Raw genomic sequence first — 17,200 nt, 5'->3', positions numbered from 1 at the left:
CGGCATGCGTGTCCTGGTGGTGGATGACGAGGCGGAGCTGGGCTACGCGGTCTCCGCGGCGCTGCGCGGTGCGGGCATGGCCGTCGACCTGGTCGACGACATTCCGCCGGCGCACGACGCGATCACCACGCACCCGTACGGGTGCGTCGTCTTCGACCGGATCCTGCCCAGCGGCGACAGCATCACGTACGTCGAGGGCCAGCGGCAGAGCGGCTGGCGGACGCCGGTGCTGTTCCTCACCGCCCGCGACACGGTGGCCGACCGGGTCGCCGGCTTCACGTCCGGCGGTGACGACTACCTGGTTAAACCGTTCGCCACGGCCGAGCTCGTCGCGCGCGTCCGCAGCCTCTGCCGCCGATCGGCGGCCGAGGACGGCCCCACCCAGGCGGTCTTGCGGGTCGGTGACCTGGAGATCGACGTCCGGCGACGGCAGGTGCGCCGCGCCGGCGTGCTGCTGACCGTCACCGCGAAGGAGTTCGCGGTACTGGAGATCCTCGCGTCGGCGCACGGGCAGATCGTGAGCCGGGGCCAGCTCATCGAGCACTGCTGGGACTCACGCACCGAGCCGATGTCGAACGTCGTCGACGTCGTCGTCGCCCAACTGCGCCGGAAGCTCGGCGACCCGACGCTGATCCACACCGTCCGCGGCGCCGGGTACGTCGTCGAAATTCGGCAGACCGAGCCCGCGTGACCAGCCACAATGGAATCACTTAACAGCGGAACCATCAGTACAACTAGGCACAACCGGACACAAGGCTTAACATGTCCCTCATGGCTCAGGTGCCGCTGGCGCTAGTGGACGACCCCGATGAGGAGTCGTTGACCGAGGCGCTGGACAGACCGACCGAGACCGCTGAAGACCCGACCCGACCCGGTCGCCACCGTCACCGTCGCCGCAGACGGGAGCAGTTACGCGAGGACGAACCGGCTTTCGCCTCGTCGCGGACCGCGCGCACGGTGCGGTTCGCGCTCTGCGTGGCCAGCCTGATCGGGCTCGCGTACGCGACGATCGTGGTGCTCGGCCTGCTGCGCCCCGGCGAGACCGAGGCGCTCGGCCTGCCCAGCCGGCATCCGAGTGAGACCGACGCTCCGCTGGCCGCTCCCGGTCGGCCGCTCTCCGTCGAGACCGAGAACGACGCCCAGGAGACGACCGTCACCGCGTCGCCGTCGGCCACCGCGTCCGCGTCGGCCAGCCCTCGGCCGTCGGAGTCGGCCGCGGCCGAGTCCGAGAGCCCGGCGCCGTCAGAGCCGGCCGACGAGGACGAGTCCCCGTCTCCCACCCCGCCGGCCGATTCGGACGACGGGAACGGCGACGAGGACGAGCGCGGAAAGCTCATCGACGTCAACCTCCTGGGTATTCGTATCTCGATCTGATGTGCGCTTGATGCAGGGCCCGCCCGGGACGTACGTCGACCGGGCGGGCCGAGCGGGTCCTACCCCTTGATCTCCGTCCAGGCCTTGGTCCAAGCGGAGTAATCGGTGCACTTCACGTCGGTGCGGCCGTCGAGGCACTGGGTGATCGGCGTCGACCAGTACCAGATCTGCTTGGCGTAGGCCGCGTCACCGGCGTGGTAGGTGTCGCAGTGCTTCTTGTCCGCGGTGAACGCGCACGCCTTCGGGTTCGCCGGTGATTCGCCGAAGTACTCGGCCACCTGCGCGTTCGCCTTCGGCGATACGATGTGGTCCAGCCACTTGTACGCACACGTCTTGTGCTTGGACTTCGCGCCGACCATCCAGGTGTCGGACCAGCCGGTCGACCCCTCGGACGGGAGGACCGCCTCGACGTCCGCGCCTTCGGTCTTCGCGACGTTCGCGATGACCTGCCAGGTCGTGCCGACCACGGAGTCACCGGCCTTGAACGCACTCACCTCTTTGAGATAGTCCGACCAGTACTCCCCCACGTTCGCCTTCTGCTTCTTCAACAGTCCGACGGCTGCTGCGAACTGTTTGTCGTCCAGCGCGTAGGGGTTCGTGATCTTCAGGTCGGGCTTCGTCTTCATCAGATAGAGCGCCGCGTCGGCGATATAGATCGGCGAGTCGTACGCCGTGACCTTGCCCTTGGTGGACGGGTTGTCCTCGAACACGGCCGACCAGGACGTGGGTGCCGGCTTCACCGTGTCGGTGCGGTACATCAGCAGGTTCGCGCCCCACCCGTGCGGGATGCCGTAGGAGACGCCCTTGACGCTGTTCCAGGCCTGGTTCTTCAGGAACGGGAACAGGTCGGCGTAGTTCGGCACCAGGCCGGTGTTGACCGGCTCGACGTCCCCGCCGGCGATCAGCCTCAGCGAGGCGTCTCCGGACGCGGACACGGTGTCGTACTGGCCGGTCTTCATGAGGGACACGGCCTCGTCGGACGTGCCGAACACCTTCACGTCGACCTGGCACCCGGTCGCCTTCTCGAAGGGCGTCACCCAGTCGACCTTCGGGTCGTTCGAACCGTCTTCGGCGTACCCCGCCCACGCCAATACGTTCAACGCGCCCTCGGGGGTGCCGAGCTTGTTCAGCGCCGACAACTTCGGCGGAGTGAACGCGGTGCCCGACTCCGAACTGCCGTTCTCCTCACTGGTTCCGCAGGCAGCGGCGACGCTCACCAGCGCCGCGACCATCGCCCCAGTAAACATCTTGCGTAAGCTCATCGACCAGCTTTCTTCCACGGGAATCGGCAGCGACGGACGAATTCGATCACAGCCCGGAGCGCAAAGAAAAGCCGATCGGGCAAATAAGCGACTCTATTTTCAGCGATCGACTCACCTTCATGAGCCGCTCATGAGCGGGGTTTATCGGGGGCTGATTCTCATGAGGACTTCATGAAAGAATTGCATTCGGGCGGGGCCGATGACAATCACACGATGATCGACGGCCAATTCCGTGGCCGATTCGGGGAGGTGGCTCCACATCGATGCCGGCGCGCCCGAATCTCGGAGCGGGCCTCACATTCCCGAAGGCGCAGTCAGCGCTGTGCGCAACGTCGGTGGCGAACCGCTTCAGACCGGTCGGACCGGACTGTCGGGGCCGCCACCACACGGTCGCGCGACGCGGCCCGGGTGTCTCGACCGAGAGCGGATGCGGGGGCATCCCCTTAGGCGCCGGACGGGTCTGTGGCTCGGCGGCTACACGTGCGGGCTCCGCGCTCGGGCGGTCGGATCTGCGGAGGCAGGCATGCCCGCGGCCCGTCAGGCGGCGGCCGAGAATCCCCCGTCAGGCTGACCGCGGCGGCCTTCAGCACAGGCTCACTGGTGCGGCCGGGCCGCCAGGGTCGCGGTCGGTCTCGGGGCGCCCGCTAGCAACGCGTCGAGATCGATCGGATCATGCTGTCGCGGCCGCCGAGCCACAGACCCGGCCGACGCCACCCGAGGTCGTCCCCGCGTCTGCCCTCAGCCGACCCGCGCCCGGGCCGCGCCGCGCGACCGTGCGGTGGCAACGTCGCACGACCGTGCGGTGGCGACATCGCACGACCGTGCGGTGGCGACGCCGCACGACCGTGCGGTGGCGACATCGCACGACCGTGCGGTGGCGACGCCGCACGACCGTGCGGTGGCGGACCCGGCCGCCCGGCCCAACCGGGCTCCAGCCGATCGCCGCATCCTCGCCAGCAGCGCTGATCGCACCCGCGCCGCGCCGCGTACCGAATCGTCTGCAGACCGCGGGCCCGGAAACGCGTCCGACCGGTTCGGAACGGTTCCCCACCGACTTCGCGCAGCGCTGACCGCGCCCGCCAGCAACGCGTCGAGATCGATCGGATCGGGCTGTCGCGGCCGCCAACCCACAGACCCGGCCGACGCCACCCGAGGTCGTCCCCGCGCCCGCCCTCAGCCGACCCACGCCCGGGCCGCGCCGCGCGACCGTGCGGTGGCGACGTCGCACGACCGTGCGGTGGCGACGCCGCGCGACCGTGCGGTGGCGGACCCGGCGGCCCGGCCCAACCGGGCTCCAGCGGATCGCCGCATCTTCGCCAGCAGCGCTGATTGCCCGCGCGCCGCGCCGCGCGACCGAATCGTCGGCGGACCTCGGGCCCGGAAAGGCATCCGACCAGTTTGGAACGGGTCGCCACCGGCTTTGGGCATAGCGCTGACTGCGCCCGCTAGCGACGCCTCGAGATCGGTCGCGGTTCCGGAGGCGCCGCACATTCGACTGCAGCGACAGCCCAACCCGCTGGGAAGCCCCGCGCCAATGCTGGACGACCACGACCTGCTCGCCGAGGACCGCGACCAGTACACCCGGGGCCGCTGTTCGCGGCCCTGGCGCCCCTGGGCGGCCCGTCCGAAGACGCCGAGGCCGCGTTCCTCCGGCGAACCGCGTGGACGTGTTGGAGTCGGCGCTGCGGCCCCGGCGGGTCGACCTGTCGATCGAGGCGCCCTACCCAACGCGCCGGCCCGGCGGTGGCTGAGCGCGCCGTACGCGCCGAGCCCTAGCTCGCGAGCCAGAGCCCGTATGCGGTACCGGCCGGAGAAAAACGCCAATGCAATAGACCATGCCCCGCCGCGGCGGGGGCGCCGGACGCGCGGATCCTGCCGTTCGGCGCGCCGACGCTCGATGCCCCAGGCGGCCGGTCCATGCGGACAGCTAGCCGCTCGAGGTGTTCACGGGCAAGAGCCCCAATGCGGTGGCGACCGCCCCGCCGCGGCCGAGGCGGCCGACGCAACCAGCGTCAGCTTGGTAGCTCGCACCCCGGCCCCGCGGACCACTACCAAAAACCTAAACGCGCTCCAGCACCACTACCGGAATCTCGCGACTCGTCTTCTTCTGGTACTCGTCATAATCCGGCCAAGCCGAAACCATCTCCGCCCACATCCCCGGCTTCTCCTCCGGCGTAGCCACCCGAGCCCGCGCCGCGAACCGATCCCCCTTCACCTGCACCTCGACCGCCGGATCGGCCTCCAGATTCAGGAACCAGGCCGGCGCCACATCGTTCCCACCCTTGGACGCGACCACCAGATAAGACCCGTCCCCCCACGGCCGGAAGATCAGCGCATGCGTCCGCTGCTCACCCGACTTCCGCCCCTTCGTGAACAGCAACAGGATCGTCGTCCCGTTCCGCCAGTGGTAACCGTCCTCGCCGTTCGTCTCCAGGTACCGGTCGACGTGCGGCGTCCCGTGCAGTTCCAGTGCTGAGGTCATACCTCGGTACTTACCCCGCGTTCGAGCCAGTGCACCTGCCCACCACCGAGAACCGAACGGGCCTCGGACTCCGGTTCGTGGAAGTGGCTCCACCCCTCGTAGTGCACCGGCACCACCACCCTCGGCCCGGCCAGCTCGATCAACTCCGCACCCTCGCGCGCGTTCATCGAGTACCGCACCGGACCGGTCAACCCGAACTGCACGCTGCCCAGGTGCAACAACATCGTGTCGACGTCGATCCGCTTCGGCACCTCGCGCACCGCGTCGTACAGCACGGTGTCGCCGGTCATCCACAGCGTGCCCGCGCCCTCCCAGGACAGCGCGAACCCCACCACGTCCCCCACGATCGGGTGCGACAGCGGCGGACCGTGCCGGCACGGCGTCGCGGTGATCGTCAGGTCGGGCACTCCCAGCGAGGAGAGCACCGTCGACTCCCACGGCGCCAGCCCCCGGGCGTTCGGCAGACCCAGCCGCCGGGCCCCGCTCGTCGTCGTCACCACGGTGCCGGCCGACGGGAGAACGGCGCGCCCGGCGTCGTCCAGATTGTCGGCGTGGTGGTCGTGGCTGAGCAGCACGACGTCGACCGGGCCGACGGCGTCGGCCGACAGGGCCGGACCCGCCACCTTCCGGGACGCGGTCCCGAGACCGAAGTTGTACCGACGGCCGGGCGGGTCGAACGTCGGGTCGGTCAGGATCCGGCGGCCCGCCACCTCGAACAGAACCGTCGGCCCACCGACGTGGGTGATCCTCACGGTCGGCATCCTAGAGGCGCGCGTGCCACCCTGGCCGGGTGTTGCTCCACGTGGAACGGACTGGCGATCCGGCCGCCCCGGCGCTGGTGTTCCTGCACGGCATCGCCACCGCCGGGTGGATGTGGTGGCGCCAGCTCCCGGCGTTCCCCGACCGCTACTGCCTGGTCGTGGACCTGCCCGGCCACGGGCTCAGCAACGGCGTCCCGTGGGTGTCGCTGTCGGACACCGCGGCCCGGGTCGCGGACGTGATCCGCTCGACCGCGGGCCGCGCCGCCGTCGTCGGGCTCTCCCTCGGCGGCTACGTCGCCCTCGAGCTCCCGTCCGACGTCGTGGAGCGCGCCGTCGTCAGCGGGGTGACCGCCGAGCCGTGGCCCCACCGCTGGTTCCTGCGCGCCGGCGTCCGGCTGACGACCGCCCAGCTACGGAGCGCCCGGCTCGTCGACGCGCAGGCCCGCCGTCTCGGCCTGCCGGAAGACGCCCGGGCCGCGCACGCCGAGGCCATCCGCGCGCTCCGCCCCGGCACCTACCTCCGCGCCGCCCAGGAAGTCTCCCGCTACCGCCCGTCCGCCGGCCGCCGACCGTCCGCCGGCGCCCCGCCGACCGCCGCCCCGGCGCCGACGCTCGTGCTGGCCGGCGGCCGGGAGTCCCCGATCATCCGCCGCTCGGTGACCCAGATCCCGGGCGCGACCGGCCGAATCGTCCCCGGCGTCGGCCACGCCTGGAACGTCGAGGCCCCCGACCGGTTCAACGCGACGATTCGAGACTGGCTGCGATCCCCGCCTCGATCGCCTCGATGATCTTCGGACGCAGCTCCGCGGCGCTGATGATCGCGTCGACCGACCCCACCTCCACCGCCCGCTGAATGCTGTGCACGCGGTCGAACTCGGCCGCGACCTCACCGAGCTTCTCGGCCCGCACCGCCGACCGCACGTCCGCGAGCCGCGCGGTCAGCGCGGCCCGATCGGCGCCGCTCACGGTCGGCAGCTGCGACTGCAGCTCGGTCACCCGCGGGTCGGTCGCCGTCCGGTTGTTCACCTCGGACGAGAACACCACGGCCGCGGCCGGAGCCCCACCGAGCACCGACGCGAACGAGCCCTCCAGCGCCAGCACGGTCATGTTCGGGTTCAGCGCCTTCGAGAACACGACGAACGCCCCGCCGTGGTACCGCGAGATCACGCAGAACACGATCGGCCCGCGGAAGTTGACGATCGCCCGCCCGATCTCGGCGCCGTACTCCAGCTGCAGCTTGCGCATCGACTCGGGTGACCCGTCGAAGCCCGACAGGTTCGCCAGCACGACCAGCGGCCGGTTGCCCGAGGCCGCGTTGATCGCCCGCGCGGTCTTCTTCGACGACCGCGGGAACAGCGTCCCGGCCGTGTAGGTGTCGGGGCCGTCGGTGGGCGGGAACCCGCGCCGGGGCACCGACCGCGACTCGATCCCGATCAGGCACACCGGCCGTCCGCCGATGTGCACGTCCTGCACCGCCGACGTCTCCGCGTCGGCCATCCCGGCCCACCGCTCCAGCACCGGATGGTCCTGATCGGACAGCGCCCGCATGACCGTCCGGATGTCGAACGCCTTCTTCCGATCCGGGTTCAACGACGACGAGAAGATCTCGCCCACCGTCCGGAAGTCACTGCCGACGATCGCGTGCGGGAAGTCGGACACGTCCCGGTCGGCCGGGTCGACGGTCGACGCGCGTCGGGGTGCGGCCTCACCCGGCACCACGTACGTGTGGTCGTAGTGCTTCATGAGGACGTCGCGAGCAGCCGGCAGATTCGGCGCCCAGTACTGCGCCTGACCGTTCGGGCCCATGACCCGGTCGTACCCGCCGATGCCGAAGTTGTCTTCGGCCGAGACCCCGCCGGAGAAGTCCAGCGACTGCTTGCCGGTGAGCACCATGGCCGAGTCCGGCGTCATCACCAGGATGCCCTTGGTGTGCATGAGCATCGTCGCCTCGGCGTTCCAGTACGGCTGCGCGCCGACCGTGATGCCCGCGACGACGATGTTGATCTCGCCGCCGGCCTGGGTGAACTCGACGATCCGCTTCAGAGCGGCCGCCACCCAGTCCATGTTCTCGACGCCCGACGACATCGAGATCTTCGCGCCCGCCGAGAGCGCGAACCACTCCAGCGGAACCTGCAGGCGTTCAGCCAGGTCGAGCGCGGCGATCACCCGCGAGCACTCCGGCTCGGCCAGCGCGCCGAGCGCCTTGGTCGGGTCGCCGAGCAGCACGACCCGGGTGATGCCCTCGGGGTGGCGAGCCGTCGTCGTCTTCACGACGCCGGCGACGATCCCGGCCTTGTTCTCGCCCTTCGGACGGGACACCGGCACGAGCGCGCCGGTCTCGTCCAGGTCGTGCTCGACGAACGATCCCAGCAGGCCGGTCAGCTCGTACGGGTACACGGTTCCGCGCCGGGCCGCCCGCAGCACCTTCTGCCGGTAGTCGTCCAGCGGCTGGAACGGCTCGTCCGACGGTTCGCCGACGTCCAGCCGCACGCCCCGCCCCGGGTCGAAGCCGATCCGCACCGACACCTCGGCCAGGTCGCCGGTGGGCGTCGGCGCGCGGCCGATGAACTGGACCTCTTCCAGACCCGCTCCGGCGGTGGCCGGCAGGACCCGCTGGACCAGCGCCTCGATCTCCTCGTTGGTCAGCTCGGTCGGCGGCCAGACGTACATCATGATCCGGTTCGTGTCGAACCGCTGGTTCTCGCGACGCTGGGCCTGGATACCGCGGATCGCGTCCAGGCTGGCGTTGATCGCGTCCTCCAGCGCGGGCAGCGCGACCAGCCGTCCGTCCGCCTCACGCAGGGGCGTCAGGTCGCGGACCTGGCCGAACGCGATCAGCCGCTCGTCCGCCGGGTTGCTGTGCGCGACGGCCTTGAACAGGTAGATCTCCTCGTCCGCCGACGGCAGGCGGGTGAGGCCGAACGCGGCCCACCGCTGCAGTTGCAGACGCCGGGCGATCTGCGGGTGCAGCCCGCGGATCAGCCGGTCCTCGTCGAAGCCGCCCTGACGGTCGGTGCGGAACGTGTAGTGGTGGTGCATCGCCGCGCCGCTGACCCCGGCCACGGTGATCGTGATCCGCCGCACCGCGGCGGGCAGCGGATGCTCAGCGATCCGGGCCCCGAGCCGCACCGCCATCTCGTCCGCGTCCGGCTGCTCGTCCCAGGTCAGGTACAGGTCGGCGACGAGCCCCCGGTCGGGCACTCCGTCGGCGAGGGCGCCGACCGCGCTGATCGCGTCCGGCAGCGCGGAGATGTCGACGGCGGTCGTCACCAGCTTGGTGACCCGCTCCGGCGTGGTGTGCGTGGCGACGACGAACCGGCAGCCGCCGGCCTCCTGCTCCACGATGTCGGACAGCGCACGGTTGCCGTAGTAGCGACGGCAGAACACCTCGAGCAGCGGCGCGTGGTCCCGGCCCGGACGGCCGATCCGCTGCCCGATCAGCCGGACGAGCGGCTCGGCGCTGGCGACCAGCGCCTGGATGCGCTCGGCACGGTCCGGAGCGTCCGGATGGTGATCGAGGTAGCGGAGGTCGTCGCGGACGGCCGCATAGACCTCGGCCCGATTGCGACGCAGCAGCGGCTGGGCGAACCAGCGGAAGACGACACCGCGGGCCAGGTCGGAGACGGTCGGGAACCGGACCTGGGTGGCCTGGATGAGGTGCTCGAGGACGAGCCCGGCGGGCTCGCGCAGCGCGCCCATCGGCGGCAGACCGGCCAGCCACTGACGCAGCAGCTCGGACACGATCGCCACGTCGGCGGTCATCCGCTGCTGGGCCAGCGTGATCCGGAAGACCGCGGCCTCCAGCGCCGGGCTGCGGTCGAGGTCGGTGACGCCGTAGTGGGCCAGGACCGTGGTGAGCTTGGCTTGGAACCGCTCCGGCACCCCGGCCCGCTCGACGTCGAGGCTCTGCAGGTAGCTGTAGAAGTACTCGCGCGGGCTGTGCACCGGGCTGCCCGGCTCGACGTCGGTCTCGCCGCTGGGCCGGTTGCGGGTCAGCTCGGAGAGGTCGGCGAACACCGTGAGCAGGTCGAGCTCGCCCTGGACCGGCCGCTCGCCCAGCTCGGCGCGGGCACTCAGGTAGTCGGCCAGCACGCGCTTGGAGTCGTGCGGGTCGGCGTCGAAACCGAGCAGCAGGCTGCGCAGGTCCTGCAGCCCACGGGTGACCCGCTCGGCCGCGGCCGGCTCGTCGTGACCGTTGGGCAGCTCCAGCTCGACCGCCGCGTCGGACTCCGCCTCCGCCGTCTCGGTGCCGCCGTCCTCGGGCAACGGCTCCAGGCGCAGCAGCGCTGCGCCGGTCTCGACCTGACTGCCGACCGAGACCGCGCACTCGCGGACGCGCGCGCGGAACGGCGCGCGCAGCACGGTCTCCATCTTCATGCTCTCGAGGACGAGGATGGGCGCGCCGGCCTCGACCTCGTCCCCGACCCCCAGCGGGGTGGCGACGACCAGCGCCGGAGCCGGCGACCGGACGACACCGCCCTCGTCCCGGCTGATCCGGTGGGCGACTCCGTCGACCTCCACCAGGTGGATCGGGCCGTGGGTCGCCGACACCAGCCGGAACCGGTGTCCGTTGACGACGATCTGGCCGGTGTGCTGATCGAAGCGGTCGATCTCGACGTCGGCCGTGGCCACGCCCGGGAACGCGACCCGGAAACGCTGTGGGCCGGTGCGGGTGACCGCGACCCGGTAGCCGACACCACGCAGCTTCAGATCGAGCGGACGTCCGGGCTCGTGCTGCACCTGCGGACGCCCGCCGTGCGCGGTAGCGAGCAGCCGGTTGCGGCTGATCTCCTCCTCGTCCTGGTAGGCCTCGATCGCGGCGGCGGCCAGCGCGATCGCCGAATGCCGGTGGTTGACCAGCCGGCCCTCGGCCCGGACCCGGTCGATCCAGCCCGTGTCGGCGCTGGCGTCGATGACCTCGGGCTGGTCGAGCAGGTCGAGGACGAAGCTCTTGTTGGTGGCGCCGCCCTCGATGATCACGACCGTCTCGGCCATCGCGCGGCGCAGCCGGCCGAGCGCGTGCTCGCGGTCGCGGCCGTAGGCGATGATCTTCGCGATCATCGAGTCGAAGTCGGCCGGGATCGTGTCGCCCTCGCTGACCCCGGTGTCGACCCGGACGCCGGGCCCGGCCGGGAGCACGAGCCGGGCGATGCGGCCGGGGGCGGGCGCGAAGTCGCGATCGGGGTCCTCGGCGTTGAGCCGGGCCTCGACGGCGTGGCCGGACTCGGACGGCTGCGGGCCTTCCAGCTTGCCGCCGCCGGCCACGTGCAGCTGCAGCGCGACCAGATCGGTGCCGGTGGTGAGCTCGGTGATCGGGTGCTCGACCTGGAGGCGGGTGTTGACCTCGAGGAACGCGAACAGCTTCTCGCCCGGGTGGTACAGGAACTCGACCGTGCAGGCCCCGCGGTAGCCGACCTTGACCGCCAGCCGCTCGGCGGACTTCTTGAGGTCGTCCACCTGGGCCGCTTCGAGCACGGCGGAGGACGACTCCTCGATGATCTTCTGGTTCCGACGCTGCACCGAGCAGTCCCGGACGCCGAGCGCCCAGGCCGTTCCCTGGCCGTCGGCGATGACCTGCACTTCGACGTGCCGGGCGCCAGTGACCAGACGCTCCAGGAAGACGATGCCCGAGCCGAACGCCCGCAGCGCCTCCTGGCTGGTTCGCTCGTAGGCGTCGGCCAGGTCGTCGGCGTTGTCGACGCGGCGGATGCCGCGGCCGCCGCCGCCCGCCGTCGCCTTGAGCATGAGCGGGTAGCCGATCTCGGCGCCGGCCCGCAGCGCGTCCTCGAGCGTCGCGACCTCGCCGCGGCTCCACGGCGCGACCGGGACGCCGACCTCCTCGGCGATCAGCTTGGCGCCGATCTTGTCGCCGAGCCGACGCATCGCGTCGGCGCTGGGCCCGATGAACGTGACGCCGATCCGCTCGCAGAGCTCGGCGAACGCCGGGTCCTCGGCGACGAAGCCCCAGCCGACCCAGGCCGCGTCGGCCTTCGTCTCGACCAGCGCGCGTTCGAGCACCGCGTGGTCCAGGTACGGCCGCTTGGACGCCGGGCCGAGCGAGTAGCTCAGGTCGGCCTCGCGGACGAAGGTTGCGGATCGGTCGGCATCGGTGTAGAGAGCGACCACCTCGATCCGCTCGCCGGTCTCTGCGGAGAGATCCCGGACGGCGTGGATGAGCCGCATCGCGGCCTCTCCGCGGTTGACGATGGCCACACGACTGAACACCCGGACCGAGCCTCCCCTGAATTAGCCTGCTCTATCTACCTTGCTGGATTCAGGAGGGCACACCAATGGATCGCATCGCGCATGGTGCGGCGCTCGCGTTGTAGGGATCCTCCAAAAAACGCCGGAGGCTAGTTCAGTGCGTCACGTTCATGCGCTGGGTGCCGACGACCGACAGGAGGCGCAGCGCCTCCTCGGACCGTGAACCGGGGTCGGCGGTGTAGATGACGACCTGCTGGTCCTGGTCGGCGAGGTCGAGCGCGTCGCAGTTGACGGTGACCGGCCCGACGAGCGGGTGCTCGAACGTCTTCCGCAGCGTCGGTTCCCGATCGACGTCGTGGGAGGCCCAGAGCTCGGCGAACCGCTCGCTGGCCAGCAGATCGCTGATCAGCGCCCGGACGTCCGGATCGTCGGGGTAGCGGCCGGCCGTACGGCGCAGACGCTGGGTCGAGGAGCGGGCGAAGTGCTCGCGGTCGGAGACGCCGTAGAGGTTCCGGGAGCCGAGGAAGGCCCGCCGCATCAGGTTGCGGTCTTTTCTCGGGACGGCGGAGAAGTCCTCCATCAGCGCGGCCGCGAGATCGTTCCAGGCCAGGACGTCGAACATCGCGCTGGTCACGAACGCGGCCGAGAGCGGGAGCCGGCGGATCAGGTCGTGGATGCTCGGGCGGACGTCCCGCGGCGGGCCGGGAGCCGGGGCGATGGGGGCACCGGCCAGCTCGTGCAGGTGGTCGCGCTCGGCGTCGGACAGGCGCAGTGCGCGAGCCAGCCCGGCCAGCACCTCGAGCGACGGGTGCGGGCCACGGGCCTGCTCGAGGCGGGTGTAGTACTCGGTCGAGATGAACGCGAGGTGGGCGACCTCTTCGCGGCGCAGGCCGGGCGTGCGCCGGCGACGGCCCGCGGGCAGGCCGACGTCGGCGGGGGTGATCCGCTCGCGCCGGGTGCGCAGGAAGTCGCCGAGTTGTCTCCGGTCCACGGTCTCATCGTGCGCGCGGTTCGGCTCGCTAGCCAGGTATCGGCGGTGCCTGGCTAGCCGGTTCGGCCCGGCGGACGGTTCCAGGCATGTTGCTGGAGAACAAAGTTGCTTTCATCACCGGCGCCGGACGAGGAATCGGGGCCGCGGCCGCCCGGCTGTTCGCCCGAGAAGGTGCGAGCGTGCTGCTCGCGGCGCGCACCGAGGCCGAGCTGGTCGAGGTCACGGCCGACGTGCGGGCGGCCGGCGGGGTCGCGGACTACGTCGTCTGCGATCTGGCCGACGCTGATTCGATCCGTTCGGCCGTCTCCCGGGCCGTCGCCCTCTACGGCCGGCTGGACGTCGCGTTCAACAACGGGGCGGTGAACGCGTCGCCGGCGCCGGTGGACCAGGTGCCGGTCGACGACTTCGACCGGCTGTACCAGGTGAACTTGCGCGGGCAGTGGCTGGCGATGGTGGCCGAGAAGGCGGCCGGCGTCACCGCGATCGTCAACAACTCGAGCGTCGGCGGCTGGCGGGCCAACCCGGTGCTGCCGGCCTACGGGGCGATGAAGCGGGCGGTGAACAGCCTGACCGAGTCGGCCGCGGTGAACTGGGGCCCGGAGGGGGTGCGGGTGAACGGGATCGCGCCCGGCAACACGCTCACCGAGATGATCCGCAAGTGGGGCGACGAGGAGCCCGGCCTGCAGGAACGTCTGGTGGCCGCGACCCCGCTACGCCGGGGCGCCCAGCCGTCCGAGATCGCCGAGGCGGCGGCCTGGCTGCTCAGCGACCGAGCGTCGTTCGTGACCGGAGCGATCCTGAAGGTCGACGGCGGCTCCGGCGCCTAAGTGGTCAGCGCGATGGTGGCGGCTCGGGCGGCGGTCAGGACGTCGGCCTCGGTGGCGTCCGTATCGTGCGCGGCGAAGAGCGCGGCGCTGACCGTGTCGAACGCCATCCGGGCGCGCAGACGGTCGGGCATCGGCGCGTCGGCCGGGAGGATCCGGCCGACGACCTCGTCGAACCAGGATCGGGGCGCGCCCGTCGCGGCGGTCAACCGGGCCATCACCGGCCGGTTCGCGTGCGCGAAGCGCAGCGCCTGGATGCGCTGCGGGGTGGTCGAATCGACCCACCGCAGGGCCGCACCCCGCAGCAGCTCGGGCTCCCCCGCGTGCTCGTCGACCCAGGCCAGCACCGCGTCCATCTCCGACCGGCGCTGGGTGACCAGCTCCTGGACGATCGCTTCCTTGTTGGCGAAGTGGTAGTAGAGCGACGACTTCGTGGTGCCGAGTGCCTCGGCGATGTCCCGGATCGAGGTGCCCTCGTAGCCCTGCCGGGTGAACAGATCCAGCGCGATGCGCAGGATCTCGGCCCGGGTCTCACTCCCCGATCTCTTCATGTTCCGACCTTACTTGACGAACGATCGTTCAGCCAGCACTCTAGAAGTAGCTGACCGAACGATCGGTAAGGAGAGGCCCATGAAGATTTCTATCGTCGGAGCCGGCCCCGGCGGGCTCACCTGCGCTCGCGTCCTCCAACTGGCCGGGATCCCGGTCACCGTCTACGACGCCGACGCCTCGCTGACCGCCCGCGACCAGGGCGGAACCCTCGACCTGCACGCCGACACCGGCCAGATCGCACTGGAGGACGCCCGCCTCACCGCCGAGTTCGCGGCGCTGGCCCGGCCCGAGGGCCAGTCCAAGCGGCTGGTCGACCCGTCCGGCGCGGTGCTGGTCGAGCACGTCGTCGACGCGGACGAGGACGCTGCTCCGGAGATCGACCGCAAACAGCTCCGGGAGATGCTGGCCGCGTCGCTCGAGCCCGGCACCATCGAGTGGGGAGCCAAGGTCGTGTCGGCCGAGCCGGGCCGGCTCACGTTCGCCGACGGGCGGACGGTCACCACCGACCTGGTGATCGGCGCGGACGGCGCCTGGTCGCGCGTCCGCCCGATCCTGACCGACGCGGTGCCGCAGTACACCGGCGTGAGCTTCGTCGAGGTGCGGTTCGACGACGTCGACGAGCGCCATCCGGAGATCGCCGACCTGGTCGGCGACGGTCACCTGTGGGCCAACGGCGACGGGCGCAGCATCATCCTGCAGCGCAACAGCGGCGGCCGGGTCCGGGGCTACCTCGGGGTCCGCACGCCGCTGAACCGGCTGGACGTGGACGCCAACGGCGTCCAGGCCGCCCCCGAGGTGCTGCTCGGCTACTTCCAGGACTTCGCGCCCGGGCTCCGCCGGGTCATCACCGACAGCGACGGCGACCTGGTGAACCGGCCGATCTTCGCGCTGCCCGCGCCGCTGACCTGGCCGCACCACGACGGCGTCACGCTGCTCGGCGACGCGGCCCACCTGATGTCGCCGTTCGGCGGCGAGGGCGTCAACCTCGCGATGCTCGACGCGGCCGAACTGGCCCGGGAGATCGCGTCCGGCGGATCCGTGGCCCGCTACGAGACGCGGATGTGGGAACGGTCCGGGCCGATCGCGGCCGGCGCCAACGCGGCGATCGTCGAGCACTTCGCGGCCGGCGGCCCGGACCTGGGGAACGTCCCGGACTTCGCCGAGGAGGCCGAACGCTGGAAGGCCGGCGCCGAGGCCTACCGCGCCACCCACCGCGGATGACCCGGAGTGGGCCGCCGTCGGCGGCCCACCCGGGTGAAGCTCAGTGGACGCGGTGCCAGGGCCCGGTGATCGCGAGCACGAATCCCGGGGTCTGGATGTTCGCGAACAGGATCGAGCCGTCGGCGCTGAAGTTCGGCCCGGTGAACTCGCTGTCGTTGAAGTCGTTCCGGGCCAGCGCGTACGACGCACCCTTGTCGGTGACGCCGACGAGGTGCTGCACGCCCTCCCCGTCCTCGGCGACGATCACGCCACCGTAGGGCGAGACCGTGATGTTGTCCGGCCCGTCGAACGCGCCGTCCACGTCCGGGTTCGGGTTGACGCCGAAGATCGTCTCGAGCGTGATCGTCTGCGACTTCGGGTCGTAGAACCAGACCTGGCCGTCGTGCTCGGCGACGCTCCCGTCGGTCTTCCGGGCGTAACTGGCAACGAAGTACGCGCCGTGGTGCCCCCACCAGGCACCTTCGAGCTTGCGGCTGTTCGTCACCTGGTCGGTCGTGAACTGCTTGCGGACCGAGGTGTCCTTGGCCAGCCGGTCCGGCACGTCGACCCACTTCACCTTGTAACGGGTGCCGGGCTTGGTGGCCTGGGAGAGGTCGGTGACGTGCGTCTTTCCGTCAAAAGCGCTGAGCGCCTCGAGCGTGCCGGCGGTGTCCGATTTCTGCGCGAGCCGCTTGAGCGCGCCCTTGCCGCCGTGGAAGCCGTGCGGCGGCGTCCAGCGGTAGAACAGGCCGTGCGGCTCGTTGGCGTCCTCGGTCAGGTAGATCGCGTGCGTGTTCGGGTCGACCGCCACCGCCTCGTGCGCGTACCGGCCGAGGAACTTCAGCGCGACCGGGTTCTTGTTGGCATTCCGGTCGAACGGATCGACCTCGAACACGTAACCGTGGTCCTTGGTGTACGGCGCGACCGCCTTCTGCTCGGTCTCCTCGCAGGTCAGCCAGGTCCCCCAGGGGGTCTTGCCGCCGGCGCAGTTGTTGTGCGTCCCGGCCAGGCTGACGTACTCGCGGATCCGCTTGCCGTGGTGGTCGACGTCGATGTTCGTCGTGCCGCCGCCCGCGCCCGGGTCGTAGACCAGGCCCTCGATGGCCGGGACCCGGTAGGGCTCGTCGCCGCCGATCTCGTGGTTGTTGACCAGCGTGAGGCCCTGGTGGCTCGGGAAGCTGGCGGTGCCGTCGGCGTCGCTCGGCGTCGGCTGGCCGGACTCGAGCGTGGTCTTACCGGCCTCGGCGACGATCGAGTACTTGAAGCCCTTCGGAAGCGCCAGCAGGCCCTTGGGGTCGGCGACGAGCGCGCCGTAGCCCGTGCTCTTGGCCACCGGCGCCGCTGCGGCACCGCTTCCGGCGATGGCCTCGAAGCTTCCGGCGAAAGCGATGCCCAGCGCACCGGCCGTGCCGAGGCGCAGGGCGTTACGTCGAGAAACTGCGTCGGTCATGAGGGGAGCTCCTTCGCGACTGATGCTGATCAGTCGCCGACACTTCCGGGCAGGCCGGAACGGAGCTCGTGGTCCTCAGTGAACAACCGGTGAACTGTCC

At 71.1% G+C, this 17,200-nt stretch carries 12 protein-coding genes; 5 read left to right on the top strand and 7 right to left on the bottom strand.

Annotated features, from left to right (window positions below; genetic code table 11):
- The first annotated feature begins 4 nt into the window (after positions 1–4).
- Both FL583_RS24840 and FL583_RS24835 read left to right on the top strand, forming a co-directional pair.
- Positions 5–691, top strand: coding sequence for a response regulator transcription factor (locus FL583_RS24840; protein WP_142707216.1), 687 nt, complete (start codon positions 5–7; stop codon positions 689–691).
- A gap of 80 nt (positions 692–771) precedes the next feature.
- A complete protein-coding gene (locus FL583_RS24835; protein ID WP_142707215.1) occupies positions 772–1,374 on the top strand; it encodes a hypothetical protein in 603 nt (200 codons plus the stop codon).
- A gap of 59 nt (positions 1,375–1,433) precedes the next feature.
- Here the strand turns inward: FL583_RS24835 and FL583_RS24830 are convergent, their stop codons facing one another.
- The 3 genes from FL583_RS24830 to FL583_RS24820 form a co-directional block, all read right to left on the bottom strand.
- A complete protein-coding gene (locus tag FL583_RS24830) occupies positions 1,434–2,636 on the bottom strand; it encodes an ABC transporter substrate-binding protein (protein WP_142707214.1) in 1,203 nt (400 codons plus the stop codon).
- Positions 2,637–4,695: 2,059 nt separating this feature from the next.
- Positions 4,696–5,118 carry a nitroreductase family deazaflavin-dependent oxidoreductase gene (locus tag FL583_RS24825; protein WP_142707213.1) on the bottom strand — a complete coding sequence of 141 codons (423 nt, stop codon included), beginning with the start codon at positions 5,116–5,118 and terminating at the stop codon, positions 4,696–4,698.
- Positions 5,115–5,879, bottom strand: a complete 765-nt coding sequence (locus FL583_RS24820) for an MBL fold metallo-hydrolase (protein ID WP_142707212.1) — start codon at positions 5,877–5,879, stop codon at positions 5,115–5,117. The genes FL583_RS24825 and FL583_RS24820 overlap by 4 nt, the downstream gene beginning before the upstream one ends.
- 29 nt (positions 5,880–5,908) lie before the next feature.
- Between FL583_RS24820 and FL583_RS24815 the strand changes: the two genes are divergently transcribed.
- Positions 5,909–6,667 carry an alpha/beta fold hydrolase gene (locus tag FL583_RS24815; protein WP_142707211.1) on the top strand — a complete coding sequence of 253 codons (759 nt, stop codon included), beginning with the start codon at positions 5,909–5,911 and terminating at the stop codon, positions 6,665–6,667.
- On the opposite strand, the gene FL583_RS24810 is transcribed toward FL583_RS24815, so the two are convergent.
- Positions 6,615–12,104 carry an ATP-binding protein gene (locus FL583_RS24810; protein ID WP_142707210.1) on the bottom strand — a complete coding sequence of 1,830 codons (5,490 nt, stop codon included), beginning with the start codon at positions 12,102–12,104 and terminating at the stop codon, positions 6,615–6,617. The two genes, FL583_RS24815 and FL583_RS24810, sit on opposite strands and share 53 nt — an antisense overlap.
- Positions 12,105–12,237: 133 nt before the next feature.
- Positions 12,238–13,074 (bottom strand): helix-turn-helix transcriptional regulator, encoded by an 837-nt coding sequence (locus FL583_RS24805; protein ID WP_142707209.1) that lies wholly within the window; start codon positions 13,072–13,074, stop codon positions 12,238–12,240.
- A gap of 86 nt (positions 13,075–13,160) precedes the next feature.
- Between FL583_RS24805 and FL583_RS24800 the strand changes: the two genes are divergently transcribed.
- Entirely contained in the window at positions 13,161–13,901 is a 741-nt protein-coding gene (locus tag FL583_RS24800; RefSeq protein ID WP_142707208.1) for an SDR family NAD(P)-dependent oxidoreductase, read from the top strand.
- Here FL583_RS24800 and FL583_RS24795 read toward each other — a convergent pair.
- Complete coding sequence (locus FL583_RS24795; RefSeq protein WP_142707207.1) at positions 13,898–14,449, bottom strand: TetR/AcrR family transcriptional regulator; 552 nt, start codon at positions 14,447–14,449, stop codon at positions 13,898–13,900. The genes FL583_RS24800 and FL583_RS24795 overlap by 4 nt on opposite strands.
- 79 nt (positions 14,450–14,528) lie before the next feature.
- On the opposite strand from FL583_RS24795, the gene FL583_RS24790 reads away from it, so the two are divergent.
- Complete coding sequence (locus tag FL583_RS24790) at positions 14,529–15,671, top strand: FAD-dependent oxidoreductase (protein WP_142707206.1); 1,143 nt, start codon at positions 14,529–14,531, stop codon at positions 15,669–15,671.
- Positions 15,672–15,711: 40 nt separating this feature from the next.
- Here FL583_RS24790 and FL583_RS24785 read toward each other — a convergent pair whose 3' ends face one another.
- Positions 15,712–17,100, bottom strand: a complete 1,389-nt coding sequence (locus FL583_RS24785; protein WP_142707205.1) for an alkaline phosphatase PhoX — start codon at positions 17,098–17,100, stop codon at positions 15,712–15,714.
- Positions 17,101–17,200: the final 100 nt, after the last annotated feature.

Source organism: Cryptosporangium phraense, assembly GCF_006912135.1.
GTDB lineage: Bacteria > Actinomycetota > Actinomycetes > Mycobacteriales > Cryptosporangiaceae > Cryptosporangium > Cryptosporangium phraense.
This window is presented reverse-complemented; position numbering and strand designations above follow the sequence as displayed.